General features: G+C 71.2%; 5 protein-coding genes. 4 read left to right on the top strand and 1 reads right to left on the bottom strand.

Going from position 1 to position 18,506, the window contains the following annotated elements:
* The first annotated feature begins 444 nt into the window (after nucleotides 1-444).
* The 4 genes from lnt (at nucleotide 445) to ACFYTS_RS11965 (ending at nucleotide 18,060) form a co-directional block, all read left to right on the top strand.
* Nucleotides 445-2,076 (top strand): apolipoprotein N-acyltransferase, encoded by a 1,632-nt coding sequence (gene lnt / locus ACFYTS_RS11980; protein WP_387303808.1) that lies wholly within the window; start codon nucleotides 445-447, stop codon nucleotides 2,074-2,076.
* 410 nt (nucleotides 2,077-2,486) lie between these two features.
* Nucleotides 2,487-16,178 (top strand): amino acid adenylation domain-containing protein, encoded by a 13,692-nt coding sequence (locus ACFYTS_RS11975; RefSeq protein ID WP_387303332.1) that lies wholly within the window; start codon nucleotides 2,487-2,489, stop codon nucleotides 16,176-16,178.
* Nucleotides 16,175-17,167, top strand: coding sequence for an ATP-binding cassette domain-containing protein (locus ACFYTS_RS11970; protein WP_387303329.1), 993 nt, complete (start codon nucleotides 16,175-16,177; stop codon nucleotides 17,165-17,167). Before ACFYTS_RS11975 ends, ACFYTS_RS11970 begins: the two co-directional genes overlap by 4 nt.
* On the top strand, nucleotides 17,164-18,060 hold the full coding sequence (locus ACFYTS_RS11965) for an ABC transporter permease (RefSeq protein WP_387303326.1): 897 nt from the start codon (nucleotides 17,164-17,166) through the stop codon (nucleotides 18,058-18,060). The genes ACFYTS_RS11970 and ACFYTS_RS11965 overlap by 4 nt, the downstream gene beginning before the upstream one ends.
* Here the strand turns inward: ACFYTS_RS11965 and ACFYTS_RS11960 are convergent.
* Nucleotides 18,054-18,473: an ester cyclase gene (locus ACFYTS_RS11960; RefSeq protein WP_387303323.1), complete on the bottom strand. Its 420-nt coding sequence runs from the start codon at nucleotides 18,471-18,473 to the stop codon at nucleotides 18,054-18,056. The two genes, ACFYTS_RS11965 and ACFYTS_RS11960, sit on opposite strands and share 7 nt — an antisense overlap.
* Nucleotides 18,474-18,506 lie beyond the last annotated feature (33 nt).

Here is an 18,506-nt window from a genome sequence, read left to right as displayed (position 1 = left end):
ACCGATCCCGAAAGGAACCTCCGGGCATCGGCTTCCGCCGCCGATGCGGGTGGTGCGTCCGAAACCGGCTCGCGCCCGGACGGTTCGGACGACGTGACGGGTGGCGTGGACCAGGGGCCCGGGGCCCGCGCCGCGAATCCGGAACAGATCGCCGCGACCACCGCCGATGCGGGCGGTCCGTCCGAAACCGGCTCGCGCCCGGACGGTTCGGACGACGTGACGGGTGGCGTGGACCAGCGGCCCGTCACCCGCGCCGCGAATCCGGAACAGATCGCCGCGACCACCGACGGGGATTCAGCAGCCGCAGAGGGTTCGGCGGCCGCTCGTTCGGCTGACGCAGCGGCCGCCGGTGCCGGTTCGGTTCTCGGATCGGCTGCGGTTGAGGGTGGTTCGGCCAGTGGCGCGGTGCCGCCGAGGTTCGGGATCGGTAGGTCGCTCGCCGCGATCGCGGCGGTCGCAGAGCGCTGGCCCAGGGCGGCACGCCTGCTCGCGGCCGTCGTGGCCGGGCTGCTGCTCTACGCGAGCTTCCCACCGCGGACCCTGTGGTTCCTCGCGCCGGTCGGGATCGCGATCCTGACGCTGGCGGTGCGTGGAACCGGCCGGGCGCGTGCGGGATTCGGGTACGGGTATGTGGCGGGGCTCGCGTTCTTCCTGCCGCTGTTGCCGTGGACCGGGATCTATGTCGGTCCCGCGCCGTGGCTCGCCCTGTCGGCGGTATGCGCCGTCTACGTCGGGCTTTTCGGGCTGCTGACCCGGTGGGTGGCGACCCTGCCGGGGTGGCCGCTGTGGGTGGCGACGGTGTGGTCGCTCACCGAATGGGGACGCGCCAGTTTCCCGTTCGGCGGGTTTCCCTGGGGGAAGCTGGCTTTCGGGCAGGCCGACGGCTGGTACCTGCCGTACGCGATGGTCGGCGGCGCACCGCTGGTGAGTTTCGCGGTGGCGCTCACCGGCACCGGACTCGCCGCGCTCGCCGCGGGATTGCCGGGCCGCCTCACCGCCCGTGCCGGCGATAGCGGAGGAGTGGCCGGGGCCACATCGGATTCTCCCAGATGGAGAGCATCGCATCTCACATCGTGGAACCGGATTGTTGCTGCGGCAATGCTTGTGGCTATAGTTCCCCTGGCCGGAGTGATCCTCCGGACCGCGCTGCCCGGCCCGGAGGACGGCAACCGGCCGATCACGGTCGCCGCCATCCAGGGCAGCGTGCCGCGCCTGGGCCTGGACTTCAATGCCCAGCGCCGCGCGGTTCTCGACAATCACGTCAAGCGCACCGAGGAACTCGCCCGCGACATCGCGGCCGGGAAGGCCCCGCAGCCCGACGTGGTGATCTGGCCGGAGAACTCCTCCGATATCGATCCGCTGCGCAACGCCGATGCGGCGCAGGAGATCTCGCAGGCGTCGGTCGCGGTGAAGGCCCCCATCCTGGTGGGCGCGGTGCTCGTGAACTCCGATCGCACCACCACCAACTCGGTCATCGTGTGGAACGGCGACGCGGGCCCGGCCGAGCGGCACGACAAGAAGATCATCCAGCCCTTCGGCGAGTATCTGCCCTACCGGGAGTTCTTCCGCCACTTCTCCGAATACGCCGACCGTGCGGGCTATTTCGTGCCCGGCCACGGTGACGGCGTGGTGCACGTGCGGCCGGCGGGCGGCGGCGCCCCGGTCGCCATCGGCGTGGCCACCTGTTACGAGGTCGCCTTCGACCGCGCCTTCGAGCAGTCGGTGCGCGCCGGCGCGCAGCTGCTCTCCGTGCCGTCCAACAACGCCACCTTCGGCCGCAGTGAGATGACCTATCAGCAGCTGGCCATGTCGCGGGTGCGCGCGGTCGAGCACGGCCGCGCGGTGGTGGTGTCGGTGACCACCGGCGTCAGCGCCATGATCACCGCCGATGGCGTGATCCGGCAGCAGACGCCGCAGTTCGAGCCCGCGGCGCTGGTCGCGACGTTGCCGCTGCGGAACAATACGACACTCGCGTCCCGTTTGGGCCCCACGCCCGAGACTGTTGTGTGTATTCTGGCCGCGGCCGCTACAGCGGCCGCGCTGTTCCGGAGGCGTTATCGCACCCCGCGCGGGTGAAATCTGAATCGGTCATAACCAACCGGACGGCCGGAGAATTCATCCGGCGTGGTACCGCGGGCACGTGTGTGAGGGCCGTTCCCGTACTCGGCGACTGAGATTCGCCAGTTTGTTGCCAGGGCTTGTGGAGTTCCCCGATAGGTCCGAACCAAAACCGTTCCAATATGTGAGTTGGGCGCATATTGTGAGGTTGCTGTTCGGTAACTGAACTACAGCCGCGTTCCGCCAACGCTGTTCGTTGCGGCAACTCGAGATCACCACCGATCCACTCGGCGGGATGCTCCGAATCATAGGACGTGGATCACGTCCTACGGCTCGCGCATGCGCGCGCACGCCGGGCATCCAGGACCTTGTGATCACTCTTTCGGGGCTCGGGGAGTTGCGTCTACAGCGTCAGAACGGAGTGTTTGATGAGTTCATTGGCCACCGACCGTGTCGACCAATGTTCTTCGGGTGAATTCTCGGCCCAACCTTTCGTGCTCTCCCCGGCGCAGACAGCCCTCTGGTACGCCCAGCGGATCAGGCCAGACATCCCCCTCACCATCGCGCAGTTCGTCGAGATCCACGGCGACCTCGATGTCGGCCGCCTGCTCTACGCCATCGAACGCTTCGGCGCCGAGAGCGAGGTCGGCCACGTCCGCCTGCTCGAGATCGACGGCGTCCCGCACCAGGTGGTCGACCTCAACCGGCGCCCCGGCTGGGCCCGGGTCGACCTGCGCGGCGAGCCGGACCCGCGCGCCGCGGCCCACGCCTGGATGAACGAGCACGCCAGCTCGCCCATCGACATCGAGCGCGACCCGCTCACCACCAATGTGGTGATCCAGATCGGCGATGCCGACTGGATCTGGTACACCCGCGGCCACCACATCGTGATCGACGGCTACGGCGCCATGAACGCCACCACCCGCGCCGCCGAGATCTACACCGCGCTCGAGGATCACACCGAACCGACGGTCTCCCGCGCCACGCCGCTGGCCACCATCTACGGCGACGAGAACCGCTACCGCGACACCACCCGCTTCGTCTCCGACTGCGACTACTGGCGCGCCCAGCTCGCCGGCGTCGGCGAACCCCTCACGCTGTCGGCCAACGGCACCGTCGCCCCGATCTCCGACGCCGGTCGCCGCAGCGCCACCGCGGTGCTCACGCCCGAGGTCGAGGCCGCTATCGAGGCCGCCGCCACCGCATTCGGCTCCAACACCTCCGCGCTGTTCGTCGCCGCCCTGGCCGGCTACGTGCGCGCGGTCACCGGCACCCAGGACGTGGTGCTCAGCCTGCCCGTCTCCGCGCGCACCACGGTGGCGTTGCGGCGTTCGGCGGGCGTGGTGTCGAACGTGGTGCCCATCCGCGTGCAGTTCACCGGCGCCGAGACCGTCGCCGACACCGTGCGCGCCGTCGAGTTACAGATCACCGGCGCGCTGCGCCACCAGCGCTACCGCAGTGACGACATCCGCCGCGACTGCGGCTACTCACGCGATTCGCGCGGCTTCTTCGGGCCCATGGTCAACCTCATGCTCTTCCACAGCGAGCTGAAGTTCGGCAGCCTGATGGGCTCGATCAACGTGCTGTCCACCGGCCCGGTCGAGGACCTCTCGATCAACCTCTACAACGGCCTGGGCGACCGCACCCACATCGACTTCGAGGCCAACCCGCGCCTCTACGGCGACGCCGAACTGTCCATGCACCACGGCCGGTTCCTGGACTACCTGGGCCGATTCGTCTCCGCCGCACCCGAATCCGTGGTCGTGGACATGCCGGTACTCACCGATGTCGAACGCGACCGCGTCCTGCGTGAATGGAATTCGACCGAGGTCGCCCGCCAGGAGGGCACCCTGGCCGGGCTGTTCGCCGACCGGGCAGCCATGTCCGCCGACCGGATCGCACTGGATTTCGAGGGCGAGACCCTCACCTACGGCGCGCTCGACGAGCGCGCCAACCGCCTCGCGCGCGAACTCGTCGCGCGCGGCGCGGGCCCCGACACCCTGGTCGGCCTGGCCATGCGCCGCAGCCTCGACCTGCTGGTCGGCATGTACGCCGTCGTCAAGGCGGGCGCGGCCTACCTGCCCATCGATTCCGACCACCCGGCCGACCGCATCGCCGCCGTCCTCGAGCAGGGCCGGCCGCTGTGCGTGCTCACCACCGCCGCCGACGGCGTCGAACTGCCCGATCTCGCACCGCGATTCGACATCGACACCGCTGATCTGTCCGCCCACTCCGGCCGACCGGTCACCGACGCCGACCGCACCGCCCCGCTGCGCGCCGACCACCTGGCGTACGTCATCTTCACCTCCGGCTCCACCGGCAAGCCCAAGGGCGTCGGCGTCAGCCACGCCGCCATCGTGAACCGGCTGCGCTGGATGCAGCACGCCTACCCGCTCGACACCTCCGACGTCGTGCTGCAGAAGACCCCCGCCACCTTCGACGTGTCGGTGTGGGAGTTCTTCTGGCCCTTGCAGATCGGCGCCCGCCTGGTCATCGCCGCCCCCGACGGCCACCGCGACCCGGCCTACCTGGCCCGAGTCATCGCCGAGAAGGGCGTCACCACGGCCCATTTCGTGCCGTCCATGCTGTCGGTGTTCCTCACCGACACCGAGGTGAGCGGCTGCACCGGCCTGGTACGGGTGTTCTGCAGCGGTGAGGCGCTGCCCGCCGCCACCGTCGCCGAATTCCACGCCGCCCTGGGCACCGGACCCGAAGCGCCGCAACTGCACAACCTCTACGGACCCACCGAGGCCGCCGTCGACGTCACCGCCTGGCACTGCACGCCCGGCAGCACCGACGTGCCGATCGGCGCGCCCGTCTGGAACACCCACACCTACGTCCTCGACGCCCGCCTGCAGCCCGTCGCCCCCGGCGTGGTCGGCGAGCTGTACCTGGCGGGCGTGCAGCTGGCCCGCGGCTACCTGGGCCGCGCCGCCCTCACCGGCGACCGGTTCGTGGCCAACCCGTTCACCCCCGGCGCCCGCATGTACCGCACCGGCGACCTGGTGCGCTGGCGCGGCAGCGGCCACTCCGGCGTACTGGAGTACCTGGGCCGCAGCGACTTCCAGGTCAAGGTGCGCGGCCTGCGCATCGAACTCGGCGACATCGAGGCCGCCCTGCTCGCCGACCCCCGGGTCGCGCGCGCGGTGTGCGTCGCCCGCCGCGGCCGCGGCGGCGACGAACTGGTCGGCTACGCGGTCGCCGGCCCCGGCGTCGAGGTGCTGGACCCCATCGAGCTCACCGCCGGGCTGCGCCGCACCCTGCCCGGCTACATGGTGCCCTCGGTCGTGATGGTCATCGACGAACTACCGTTGAGCGCCAACGGCAAGGTGGATCGCAAGGCGCTGCCCGAGCCGGACGCGGGGGCCCGACGGCCCGACCGACCCGTGGCCGAGCCCAGCACCGATATGGAACGCCAGCTCCTCGCCATCTTCGCCGAGGTGCTCGGCACCGACGAACTCGACGTCCAGGACAGCTTCTTCGACCTGGGCGGCAACTCGCTGACCGCGGCCCGCGCCATGGCGCGCGTCAATGCCGCGCTCGGCGTCTCGCTCACCATTCGCGACCTGTTCGAAACCTCCACCGTGGCCGCGCTCGCCGCCCGGCTCTCCGCCGCGCGGCTCGACGGGACCGCGCGCCCCGAGCCGCTGCTGACGGCCGGGCCACGGCCGCAGCAGATTCCGCTGTCCCTGGCCCAGCAGCGGCTGTGGATCCTCAACCGGTTCGCCGAGCACGCGGCCGCCTACAATATGCCGTTCGCGGTGAAACTGACCGGGCCGCTGGACATTCCGGCCCTGCGCGCCGGACTGGTGGACGTGCTGGAACGGCACGAGAGCCTGCGCACCACCTTCCCCGACACCCCCGACGGGCCCTGCCAGCTCATCCACCCGGCGGCCGAGATCCCGCTCACCCTCGACCCCATCGACGCGGACGCCGACGCCGTCGCGCTGGCCACCGAATTCGCCGGGTACGGTTTCGACCTGCGCAGTCAGGCCCCCGTGCGGGTGGCGTTGTACCGCACCGGCCCCGACACCCACCTGCTGCTGGTGGTGCTGCACCACATCAGCGGTGATGGCTGGTCGATCGACCCGCTCACCCGCGACCTGATGACCGCGGTCGCCGCCCGCGCCCGGGGCGAGGCCCCGGTGTGGACGCCGCTGCCGGTGCAGTACGCCGATTTCGCGCTGTGGCAACGGGAACTGCTCGGCGACGAAGCCGATCCGGCCAGCGCCCTGGCCCGGCAGCTGGCCTACTGGCGTGCCGCCCTCGCCGACCTGCCCGACCAGCTGGACCTGCCCCTGGACCGTCCGCGTCCGCGGCAGCGGTCCACCGACGGCGGGACCGTCGAATTCACCATCCCCGCCGAGGTCCGCCGCGCCCTGGCCACCGTCGCCCACGACCGCGGCGTCAGCACGTTCATGGTGTTGCACGCCGCGCTGGCCGTGGTGCTCTCGCGCCTGTGCAACACCGCCGACATCGCCATCGGCACGCCGATCGCCGGGCGCAGCGATCCCGCGCTCGACGACCTGGTCGGCATGTTCGTCAACACCCTGGTGCTGCGCACCCGGGTGGATCCGGCCGCCGGATTCGACCGCATGCTCACCGAGGTCCGCGACACCGACCTCAACGCCTTCGCCAATGCCGACGTGCCGTTCGAGCGGCTCGTCGAGGTGGTCAACCCGGAGCGGTCCGCGTCCCGGCACCCGCTGTTCCAGGTCATGCTGTCCTACGACAACGGGCCCGAGACGCGCGTCGACCTGCCCGGCGTGGACAGCGAAGTGGTGCCGATGGCCACCGACGTCGCCAAGTTCGACCTGCAGCTGACCGTGCACGACCCGGCCGGGGCCCCGGCCGAGGACGCCGAGATGTCGGCCGAATTCGGTTACGCCGCCGATGTTTTCGACCACGCCACGGTCGCGGCCATCGCCCGCCGCTTCGGCGCGCTGCTGGCCGCCGCGGTCACCGAACCCGCGCTGCCGGTCGGCGATCTGCCACTGCTGGACGTGCGCGAGACCGCGAGACTGGTGCCCATCATGGGTGCGCCCGGCGAACCCGCCACCACCCTGGCGCGGCTGCTCACCGACACCGCCGAACGCGTCCCCGACGCGGTGGCCGTGCGCTACCTGGGCGAGGACACCACCTACCGCGAACTCGACGAACGCTCGAACCGCTTGGCGCGGGTGCTGATCGAGCACGGCGCCGGGCCCGAGGTGGTCGTCGCCGTCGCGCTGTCGCGCAGCCTCGACAGCATCCTCGCGGTGTGGTCGGTCGCCAAGACCGGCGCCGCCTACGTGCCCATCGACCCCGACTACCCGTCGGACCGCATCGCCCACATGCTCGCCGACTCCGGGGCCATGCTCGGTATCACCAATGCCGAACGGCGCGCGGACATGCCGACCACCTGGCCCGGCAACCGGGGGCGGCACCGCAAGAGCTACGTGGACTGGCTGCTGCTCGGCTCCGAACAGCTCGGCACGGAATGCGCGCAGTTCCCCGACACCGCGGTCACCGACATCGAACGGCACCACCCGCTGCGCACCGGTGGCCCGGCCTACCTCATCTACACCTCCGGCTCCACCGGCAAGCCCAAGGCCGTGGTGGTCACCAACGCGGGCATCGCCTCGCTGGCGCACGAGCAGATGCACCTGTTCAAGGTCACCGATTCGGCTCGCACCCTGCACTTCTCGTCGCCCAGCTTCGACGCCTCGGTGCTGGAGCTGCTGCTCGGCTTCGCGGCCGGCGCCACCATCGTGGTCGCGCCGGCGGGCGTCTTCGGTGGTGAGGAGCTCGCGCGCATCCTGCGCGAGGAGCACGTGACGCACGCGTTCGTCACCCCCGCCGCCCTGGGCACCGTACCCGCCGCCGACCTGCCCGAACTCGAGGCCGTCATCGTCGGCGGCGAGGCCTGCCCCGAGGACCTGGTGACGGTGTGGACCGCGCCGGAATCGCGGCCCGGGAAGCCCGCCCGGCGCATGCACAACATGTACGGCCCGTCCGAGGCCACCGTCGCCGCCACCGCCACCGGACCCATGGTGGCCGGGCAGCCGGTGCCGATCGGCCTGCCCGTGCGCGGAATGCGGCTGTTCGTGCTCGACGGCCGCCTGCACCCGGTGCCGCCGGGCGTGGCGGGGGAGCTGTACCTGTCCGGCCCCGGCCTGGCGCGCGGCTACCTGGGCCGGCACGCCCTGACCGCGCAACGCTTCCCGGCCAACCCGCACGGCCGCCGCGGCGAACGCATGTACCGCACCGGCGATCTGGTGGTCGCCGACGACGCCGGGCAGCTGCGCTTCCTGGGCCGCGCCGACGATCAGATCAAGATCCGCGGCTTCCGCATCGAACTCGCCGAGATCGACCACGTGCTCGCCGCGCACCCGGGCGTCACGTTCGCGCTCACCCTCGTCCACCACGACGAGCGCGGAATCCCGCGCCTGGTCTCCTATCTCACCGCCGACACCGCCCTCGACGCGGCCCAGGTGCTCGGCACCGCGCGCGGACGGCTGCCCGGCTACATGGTGCCCTCGGCGCTGACCGTGCTCGACGCCATGCCCGTCACCCCGTCGGGCAAGCTGGACCGCAAGGCGCTGCCCGCGCCCGAGTTCATGGCCGCCGCGGCCTCCCGCGCTCCGGAAACCGAACTGGAACAGCAGGTCGCGCTGGCGTTCGGCTCGATCCTGGGCGGGATCGCGCCCGGCGTGGACGACAACTTCTTCGAGATCGGCGGCAACTCGCTGCTGGCGACCCGCCTCACCGCGGCCCTGTACGCCGAATTCGGGGTGGAGCTGCCGGTGCGCGACATCTTCGAGTCGCCCACTGTGGCCGGGGTGGCCGTACGTCTGGCGGCTGTCACTACTCCCGGCTTCGCGGGTGCGCCCCGGGCGCAGCGTGTCGCGCTGGCTGTGCACTCGCCGCGCCCGGAGCGCGTACCACTGTCGCTGCCGCAACAGCGACTGTGGTTCCTCAACAGATATTCCCCCGAATCCAGTGCTTACAACATCGCATTCGTGCTGCGGATCGACGGCGATCCGGACATCGACGCCCTGCGGGCCGCTCTGGCCGACGTGGTCGAACGCCACGAGGTACTGCGCACCGTCTTCCCTGCGGACGAGCAGGGCGCCTACCAGGTCGTCCTCGACACCGCGGGCTGCCTTCCGGTGCCCGAGGTCGTCGAGACCGACGATGTCGGCGCCCGCAATGCGCTGCGCTCGCTGGCCCGGCGCGGCTTCGATCTGGCGCACGAGATCCCGCTGCACATGGCGTTGCTGCGCACCGGAACCCGCCGGCACCTGCTCGGCATCGCGCTGCACCACATCGCCGCCGACGGCTGGTCGCTGGGCCCGCTGACCCAGGACCTGGCCATCGCCTACGCCGCCCGCCACGGCGGCGTGGCCCCCGCGTGGACGCCGCTGCCGGTGCAGTACGCCGACTTCAGCCTGTGGCAGCGCGAGATCCTGGGCGCCGACACCGACGCCGAGAGCGCCGCCGCCGCGCAGCTCGCCTACTGGCGGGCCGCCCTGGCCGACCTGCCCGAGGAACTGCCGTTGCCCTACGACCGGCCCCGTCCGGCCGAACCCACCGGCCGGGCCGGGACGGTGCGGTTCGAGGTGCCGGAAGCCTTGCAGCGCAGGCTCGGCGAGGTCGCGCGGGCGCACGGCGTCAGCCTGTTCATGGTGCTGCACTCCACCCTCGCCGTCATGCTGCGGGTGGTCACCGGTGGCCGCGACATCGTCATCGGCACCCCGATCGCCGGGCGCTCCGATACCCGCCTCGACGACCTGGTCGGCATGTTCGTCAACACGCTGATCCTGCGTTCGGACGTGGACCCCGACCACACCTTCGCCGAACTGCTGCAGGCCGACCGCGACACCGAACTGGCCGCCATGGCCAACGCCGAGGTGCCCTACGAGCGGGTCGTGGAGGAACTGCATTCCGGCGAGGACCGGCACCGCCGGTTCGGCGCGAGCCCGCTGCTGCAGGTGGCGCTGAGCGTGCAGGACACCCCGGCGCCCGTGCTGCGGCTGCCCGGACTGTCGCTGCACGCCGAGGAACTCGACATCGCGCTGGCCAAGTTCGATCTGGAACTGCGGGTGCTGCCCGGCCTCGCCGCCGACGAACGCGTCTTCGAATTCGTCTACGCCGCCGAGCTGTTCGAGCAGCAGACGGTGACCGTCCTGGCCGAACGCCTGGTCCAGGTGTTCGAGGCCGTCACCGGTGACGCGCAGGTGCGGGTCCGCGACATCGACGCGCGCACCGAACTCGAGCGCGAGATGTTCACCCCCGCCTGGGGTCCGGTGCCCGAACCGCAGTGCAGCCTGGCCGCCTACTTCGCGGCCACCGCGCACCTCAACGCGGACCGGGTGTTCCTGCGTCTCGACGAGACCGAACTGACCTACCGCGAAGCCGACATCTACTCGAACCGCCTGGCGCGGGCCCTGATCGATCGCGGCCTGGGCCCCGGCGACCGGGTCGCGCTCGGCCTGACCCGCTCGATGGAATCGGTCCTGGCGGCACTGTCCGTCACCAAGTGCGGCGCCGCGTTCGTCCCGGTGGACCCGAACTATCCGGCGGATCGGGTGCGGCACATGCTCTCCGACTCCGGCTGCCGGGTCGGCATCAGCATGACCGAGCACGCGGCCGCGCTGCACACCGCCGCCGGGGAGCACCCGGTGGACTGGCTGCTGCTCGACGACCCCGAGCTGCTCGAAGTGCTCGAGGTGCTCGACGAGACCGCGATCACCGACGCCGACCGCACCGCCGCCCTGTGGACGGGGGACCTCGCCTACATCGTCTACACCTCCGGTTCGACCGGAAAACCCAAGGGCGTGGCCGTCACCCACGGGGGCCTGTCCAACTTCGCCGACGAGATCCGCGAGCGCATGCGGGTCGAACGGGACTCGCGGGCCATGCATTTCGCGTCCCCGAGCTTCGACGCCGCCATACTCGACCTGCTACTGGCGATCGGGGCCGGCGCGACCATGATCATCGTCCCGCCCGACGTGTACGGCGGCGACGAACTGGCCTCGCTCATGGACCGCGAACAGGTCAGCCACACCTTCATGACCCCGGCCGCGCTGGCCACCATCGACCGCGAGCGCTGGCCGCTGCCGCACCTGCGGTCGGTCATGGTCGGCGGCGAGGCCTGCGGTCCGGAACTGGTGGCGCGCTGGGCTCCCGGCCGCATGATGTTCAACGGCTACGGGCCCACCGAGACCACCGTCGTCGCCACTATCGCCGGACCGCTGGCGGTCGGGGAGCCGATCACCATCGGCAAGCTGGTGCGCGGCGCGCGGGCCCTGGTCCTCGACGAACGCCTGCGGGCGGTCCCGGTCGGCGTCCCCGGCGAGCTGTACCTGGGCGGACAGGGTTGCGCGCGTGGCTATCTCGAACGGTTCGAGCTGACCGCGGCCCGCTTCGTGGCCGACCCGTACGGGCCGCCCGGATCACGGATCTACCGCACCGGTGACGTGGTGCGCTGGAGCGCCGACGGCGACATCGTCTACCTGGGTCGCACCGACCACCAGGTGAAGGTGCGCGGCTTCCGCATCGAGCTCGGCGAGATCGACGGCGTGCTCACCGCGCATCCCGCGATCCGCTTCGCGCACACCGAGGTCCGCGAGATCGCGGGCGTGCGGCGCATCGTGTCGTTCGTGCTGCCCGCCGACGGCGGCACGCCCGACCTCGAGCAGCTGCGCGGCCACTGCGCCGGACACCTGCCCGCGCATATGGTTCCGAGTTCGCTCACCGTGCTCGACCGCATTCCGCTCACCCCGGTCGGCAAGCTGGACCGCGACGCGCTGCCGCCGCCCGCGACGCCGCTCGCCTCGGTCTCGCGCGCACCGGAGACCGACACCGAGCGCCTGGTCGCCGAGGTGATAGGGGAACTGGTCGGTGCGCCGGGGATCGGCGCGGACGACAGCTTCTTCGAGGTCGGCGGAAACTCGCTGCTGGCCACCCAATTGGTGGCCCGGCTGGCCACCGCCACCGGGGTACGGCTCGAGGTGCGGGCCGTGTTCGCCGCCCCGACCGTGGCCGGTCTCGCGGCCGCGCTCGACGCCGGCTCCGCCTCGGACGACCTGCGTCCGGAACCGCGCCGGCGCACCCGACCCGAGCGGATCCCGCTCTCGGCGGCGCAGCGACGGCTGTGGTTCCTGGAGAAGTTCAACGCCTCCGTGGAGAACGGGGAAGCGCTGGGCGCCTACAACGTTCCGGTCGCCCTGCGCCTGCGCGGCGAACTGAACGTCGCGGCCCTGCGCGCGGCCCTGCACCAGGTGCAGGAACGGCACGAGACGCTGCGCACCGTGTTCCCCGAGATCGACGGCGAACCGTGCCAGCAGATCCTGGAACCGGGCGAGGCCACCGTCGGGCTGCCGATCCGGACCGTGACCGAGGCCGAGGTGCCGGGCGAGATCCGCCGGGTCACCGCCGGCGGCTTCGACCTGGCCACCAGCGTGCCGCTGCGCGCGGCCCTGCTGCGGCTGCCGGGCGACCAGACCGAGCACGTGCTGGTGCTGGTCGTGCACCACATCGCCATGGACGGCTGGTCGCTGCAACCGCTCGCGGCCGACGTGGCCGCCGCCTACCGGGCGCACGTCGCCAAGCAGGCCCCCGAATGGCCCGAACTGCCCATCCAGTACGCCGATTACACGCTGTGGCAGCAGGATGTGCTGGGCCGTGAGGACGATCCGGAATCGGTGATCAGCGGCCAGCTCGGCTACTGGCGGCGCGCCCTGGACGGTCTGCCCGAGCTGCTCGCGGTGCCGTCGGACCGGCCGCGCCCGCCCGCCCCGACCTATCGCGGCGGCACGGTGGAATGCGGGCTGGACCCGTTCACACACCGCGAATTGCAGGCGCTGGCAGCCGAACACGGCGTCACCATGTTCATGGTGCTGCACGCCGCACTGGCGGCACTGTTGCATCGACTGACCGCGGGCGACGACATCGCCGTGGGCACGCCCATTGCCGGACGTGGCCACCCCGCGCTGGACCGGCTGGTCGGCATGTTCGTCGGAACCCTGGTGCTGCGCACCAGCATCGACGGCGGCACCAGCTTCGCCGATCTGCTGCGCACGGTCCGCGACACCGACCTGGAGGCGTTCGCGCACGCCGACGTGCCGTTCGAGCGACTGGTCGAGGTGCTCAACCCGGTCCGCTCGCAGGCGCATCACCCGATGTTCCAGGTGATGCTGTCGGTGCAGAACCAGCCGGTGCGGGTGCTCGAACTGCCGGGTCTGCGCATCGAGGCCGACGACGCCGACCCCGGCATCGCCAAGTTCGACCTGCAGTTCACCCTCACCGAATCCTGGACCGCGGCACGCGAACCCGACGGCATCACCGTCTCGGTCAACTACGCCGCCGACCTCTTCGACGAGGACACCGCCCAGGGACTGGCCCAGCGGTTCGTGCGGCTGCTCGGCGCGGCCGCCGGGCACCCGGGCACCGCGATCGGTGATCTTGACCTGCTCGACGCCGCCGAGTGGACGGCCCTGGCGCCGGTGCGCGGCGCGGAACCCGGTCTGCCGATCACCTTCCCGGAGGTGTTCGAGGCCGCCGCCAACCTGAACCGGGCCGCCATCGCGGTCCGCTCGGCGGGCACCCAGATCTCCTACGACGCCCTCGACCGCTGGACCAACCGGCTCGCCCGGGTCCTGATCGGCTACGGCGTCGGACCGGAAACCCTGGTCGCCATGGGCATTCCGCGGTCGGCCGAATCGGTGGCGGTGACCCTCGCCATCGCCAAGGCCGGCGCCGCGTTCGTGCCCGTCGACCCCGGGTACCCGGAGCAGCGGATCAGCCACATGCTGCTGGATTCCGGTGCGGCCGTGGGCATCACCCTGTCCACACACCGCGGGCGCATGCCCGACGGCGCCAACTGGACCGTGCTGGACGCGCCGTCGTTCCGGCGTCGCGTGCTGGCCACCTCCGACGCGCCCATCCGTGACAGCGAGCGGACCTCGCCGCTGCGCATGGACAACCCGGCGTACGTCATCTACACCTCCGGGTCCACGGGCATCCCGAAGGGCGTCGTCGTCACCCACGGCGGCCTGTCCAACTTCGCCGCCGAGACCGCGCAGCGGTTCGACGTCGGACCCGGCTGCCGCGTGCTGCACTTCGCCACACCGAGTTTCGACGCCGCCATGCTCGACCTGCTGTTCGCCCTCGGCGGCGCCGCGACCCTCGTCATCACTCCGCCCGGCGTGGTCGGCGGCGAGGAGCTGGGGAAGGTGTTCGCCGACGAGGGCATCACCCACGCCTTCATCACCACCTCGGCGCTCGGGACCGTCGACCCGGCGGGCGCGACCGCGCTGCGGCACGTCCTGGTCGGCGGCGAGGCGTTGCCGCCGGACCTGGTCACCCGGTGGGCTCCCGGCCGCAAGCTGTACAACGTGTACGGGCCGACGGAAACCACCATCGTCACGGTGATCTCGCAGCCGTTGACGCCCGGCGGGCCGATCACCATCGGCGGACCCATCCGCGGCGTCGGCGCGACCGTCCTGGACGTGCGCCTGCACCCGGCCCCGGCCGGAGTCACCGGTGAACTGCACCTGGCGGGCGCGGCCCTGGCCCGCGGCTACCTGCGCCGCCCGGGCCTGACCGCGCAGCGGTTCGTGGCCAACCCGTTCGGCAAGCCGGGCGCCCGCATGTACCGCACCGGCGACCTGGTCCGCTGGCTCGAACGCGACGGCAGCGCACGGGATCTGGACTACGTGGGCCGCACCGACCATCAGGTCAAGATCCGCGGCTTCCGCATCGAGCTCGGCGAGATCGACGCGGCGCTGGCCAAGCACCCGGCGGTGGAGTTCGCGACGACCATCGGCCACCGCACCACGGCCGGGTCCACCGCGCTGGTGGCCTACGTGAAGCCGCGCACCGGAACCGCGCCCACCCCGGCCGAACTCACCGCGCACATGGCCGCGTTGGTGCCCAACTACATGGTGCCGCAGTCGATCATGCTGCTGGACCGGGTGCCGCTGTCGCCGGTCGGCAAACTGGACCGGAAGGCGTTGCCGGAACCGGTGTTCGCGGCCCGCGAGGGCTACCGGGCGCCGACCGGCCCGATCGAGACGGCCCTGTGCGCGGCCTTCGCGGACGTGCTCGGCCTCGGCGCGGAGCGCCAGGTCGGCGTGGACGACGGGTTCTTCGAACTCGGCGGCAACTCGCTGCTGGCCACCAAGGTGGTCGCGCAGTTGCGGGCCGCCGGGATCGACCTGCCCGTGCAGGCCATGTTCGGAGAATCCACGCCGGCCGCCATCGCCGCCCGCCTGTCCTCGGCCGAGGGCGACGTCGGGGCGGCGCTGAGCGCGGCGCTCGGCGCGGTGCTGCCGCTGCGCCCGAGCACGGATTCGACGGTGCCGCCGCTGTTCTGCGTACATCCGGCGATCGGCCTGTCCTGGTGCTTCGCCGGACTGCTGTCGCACCTGCCGCCCGAACGGCCGGTGTACGGCCTGCAGGCGCCGCACGTGGCGGGCGAGGAAAGCCACCGGACCATCGCCGAAGCCGCGAAATACTATGTGGCGCACATGAAATCGGTGCAGCCGGAGGGTCCTTACCATGTGCTGGGCTGGTCGCTGGGCGGGCTCATCGCCCACGAGGTGGCGGTGCAGCTGCAGGAGGGCGGCGACGAGGTGGCGCTGCTCGGCATGATGGACAGCTACCAGCTCTCCGACCGGTGGCTCGAGCAGGCCATGCCGACGGTGGCCTCGATCATCGCCGAATTCGGATCCGACCTGCTCGGCGGTGACGCCGACATCGATCCGCGCGTGACCCTGCAGGAGGCGGCCGAACTGCTGCGCGGCCGCTCCGGGCCGTTCGCGGCGCTCACGATCGAACACCTGGAACGGCTCTACACCGGTTACGAGAACGGCACGGCCCAGGCGCACGGCTTCCGGCCGCGGGTCTTCGACGGCGACCTGGTGTTCTTCACCGCCGCCGACGACGAGATCAACCGGGCGGACCCGGCGCGCTGCGCCGCGGCCTGGCAGTCCCACGTCACCGGCGTGGTGCACGACCAGCTGGTGCGCTGCACGCACGCCGGCATGACCACGCCGGAATCCCTCGCCGTCATCGGGCCGGTGCTGCGGGAACAGCTGGCGGAGATCGAAGCCCGGCGGGAGGGAACGCGATGAGTCTGGCCGTGGAAGTCCAAGGGCTGGTGAAGTATTACGGCAAGGTCCGGGTGCTGGACGGGATCGATCTGGAGATCCCGAGTGGCACCGTGATGGGACTGCTCGGGCCCAACGGCGCGGGCAAGACCACCACCGTGCGCATCGTCACCACCCTCTTACGCCCGAGCTCCGGCTCGGTGCAGGTGGCAGGCGTGGACGTGCTGAAGCATCCGGCCCGCGCCCGCACCCGGATCGGTCTGTCGGGTCAGTACGCGGCCATCGACGCCAATCTGTCCGGCTTCGAGAACCTGCGCATGGTGGCCCGGCTGTACGGCATGAACCACAAGAAAGCCACCGACCGCGCCACCGAGCTCTTGTCGGCGCTGGGCCTCGACCACGCGGCCGGGCGCCGGGCGGGCACCTACTCCGGCGGTATGGCGCGGCGCCTCGACCTCGCCGGGGCGCTGGTGTGCAGACCCCTGGTGGTGGTGCTCGACGAGCCCACCACCGGGCTGGATCCCCGTGGGCGACTGGACATGTGGCGCGTCATCGGCGAACTCGTCGACGACGGCACCACCGTGCTGCTCACCACCCAGTACCTGGAAGAGGCCGACCTGCTGGCCGACCGCATCACCGTCATCGACCGCGGGCGCGTCATCGCCCGCGGGTCGGCCGACGAACTCAAGACCTCCATCGGCGGCGACAAACTCACCGTCACCCTGGCCGCCGGCCAGAATCCCGCCCCCGCCCGCCGTGTGCTGGCCGGGGTCGGCATCGGTGAACCCGAGTACGACGAGTCGACCGACGGGCTGACCGTGGTGGTGAGCGACGGCACCCGCACCATGGTCGAAGCGCTGCGCCGCCTCGACGACGTCGGTGTGCACGTGCTCGACGCGACCGTGCACCGGCCCAGCCTCGACGACGTATTCCTGTCTCTCACCGGCAAATCCGCCGACCGCACGATCGATGTGCCCGCCACCGAGTCAGTTCAAGAGGAGATCCTGTCGTGACGACCCTGCCCGCCGACCCGGAAGCGCCTCCGGGCGAGGAGACAGCGGCCACCGCCGAGCAGCGGAACGTCCGCCCGGCCGGTGAGGGGCCCGCCATCCTGTTACCGCGGGTGGTGCGCGACAGCGCCATCGTCGCCTATCGCAACCTGATCACCATCCTGCGCGTGCCGACCCTGCTGGTGACCGCCACCATCCAGCCGCTGATGTTCGTGTTCCTGTTCGCCTACATCTTCGGCGCGTCCCTGGGCGGCAGCCAGTATCGGGAGTTCCTGCTCGCCGGAATCTTCACGCAGACAGTCGCTTTCAACGCGGCGTTCACCACCGTCGGCCTGGCGAACGACCTGCACAAGGGCATCATCGACCGGATGCGGACACTGCCCATGTCGCGGCTGGCGGTGCTGATGGGCCGCACCCTGTCCGACCTGGTGGTCAATATCCTGGCGCTCGCGGTCATGGTGGCGTGCGGGTACGTGGTCGGCTGGCGGATCAACGGGGCGATCATGGACGCGGTGCTGGCGTTCGCCGTCATCCTGCTGTTCGCCTTCGCCATGTCGTGGGTGGGCGCGATCACCGGGCTCATGTCGCCGAGCGTCGAGGTGGCCCAGAGTGCCGGGCTCATCTGGCTTTTCCCGCTGACGTTCATCTCCTCGGCGTTCATCTCCGGGGAGACGCTGCCGGGTCCGCTGCGCACGGTGGCCGCCTGGAATCCGATCACCGCGGTGTCGGCGGCCGGGCGCAAACTGTTCGGCAACGGGTCACCGCCCTCGTTCACCCCGGCCACCGGCTGGGCCGCCGACCACTGCGTCGAGTACTCGATCCTGTGCTCGGTGGGCATCCTGGCGATCGCGGTGCCGCTGGCCCTGGTGCAGTACCGCAAGGTCGCCAGTCACTGAGCAGGCTGGGCCTGCGGCAGTGCGCCGAGCTGGCCCAGCAGGCCGGACATGTCGAAAGAGCCACGGAATTCGCTGATCCGGCCGTCGCGCACGCGGTAGAACACGACACCGGGCACCACCACCGTGCGGCCGGTCGCCGGAATTCCCTGGAACTCGCCGAGCTGGGTGCCGCGGCCGGTCCAGCGTTCGGCCACCCGATCACCTTCCGCCACCACCTCTTCCAGGGTCGAATGCCAGTCGGGGAAGGCGGTGCGCAGGGTGGTGTTGAACGCTTCGAGGCCCTCGATCCCGCCGACCTCGGGGGCGTGGATGACGACGTCGGGGGCCATCAGCTCGTCGGCCGCCGCCAGTCGGCCCGCATTCCAGAATTCGTTCACGAAGCGCTCGATCAGCGCCTTGTTCGACTCGGACATGATCACTCCTCGATCGATGGTCGGGGCTCGCGG

Origin of the sequence: Nocardia sp. NPDC004151 (assembly GCF_042874235.1) — a bacterium.
GTDB lineage: Bacteria > Actinomycetota > Actinomycetes > Mycobacteriales > Mycobacteriaceae > Nocardia.
Note: the sequence above shows the minus strand (reverse complement) of the source record. Positions and strands in the feature narration are given on the sequence as shown.

What these genes read in the sequence shown, in the direction of transcription:
- ACFYTS_RS11970 (WP_387303329.1), top strand. Translation starts at nt 16,175, where the DNA reads ATGAGTCTGGCCGTGGAAGTCCAAGGGCTGGTGAAGTATTACGGCAAG.
- ACFYTS_RS11975 (WP_387303332.1), top strand. Translation starts at nt 2,487, where the DNA reads ATGAGTTCATTGGCCACCGACCGTGTCGACCAATGTTCTTCGGGTGAA.
- ACFYTS_RS11960 (WP_387303323.1), bottom strand. Translation starts at nt 18,473, where the DNA reads ATGTCCGAGTCGAACAAGGCGCTGATCGAGCGCTTCGTGAACGAATTC.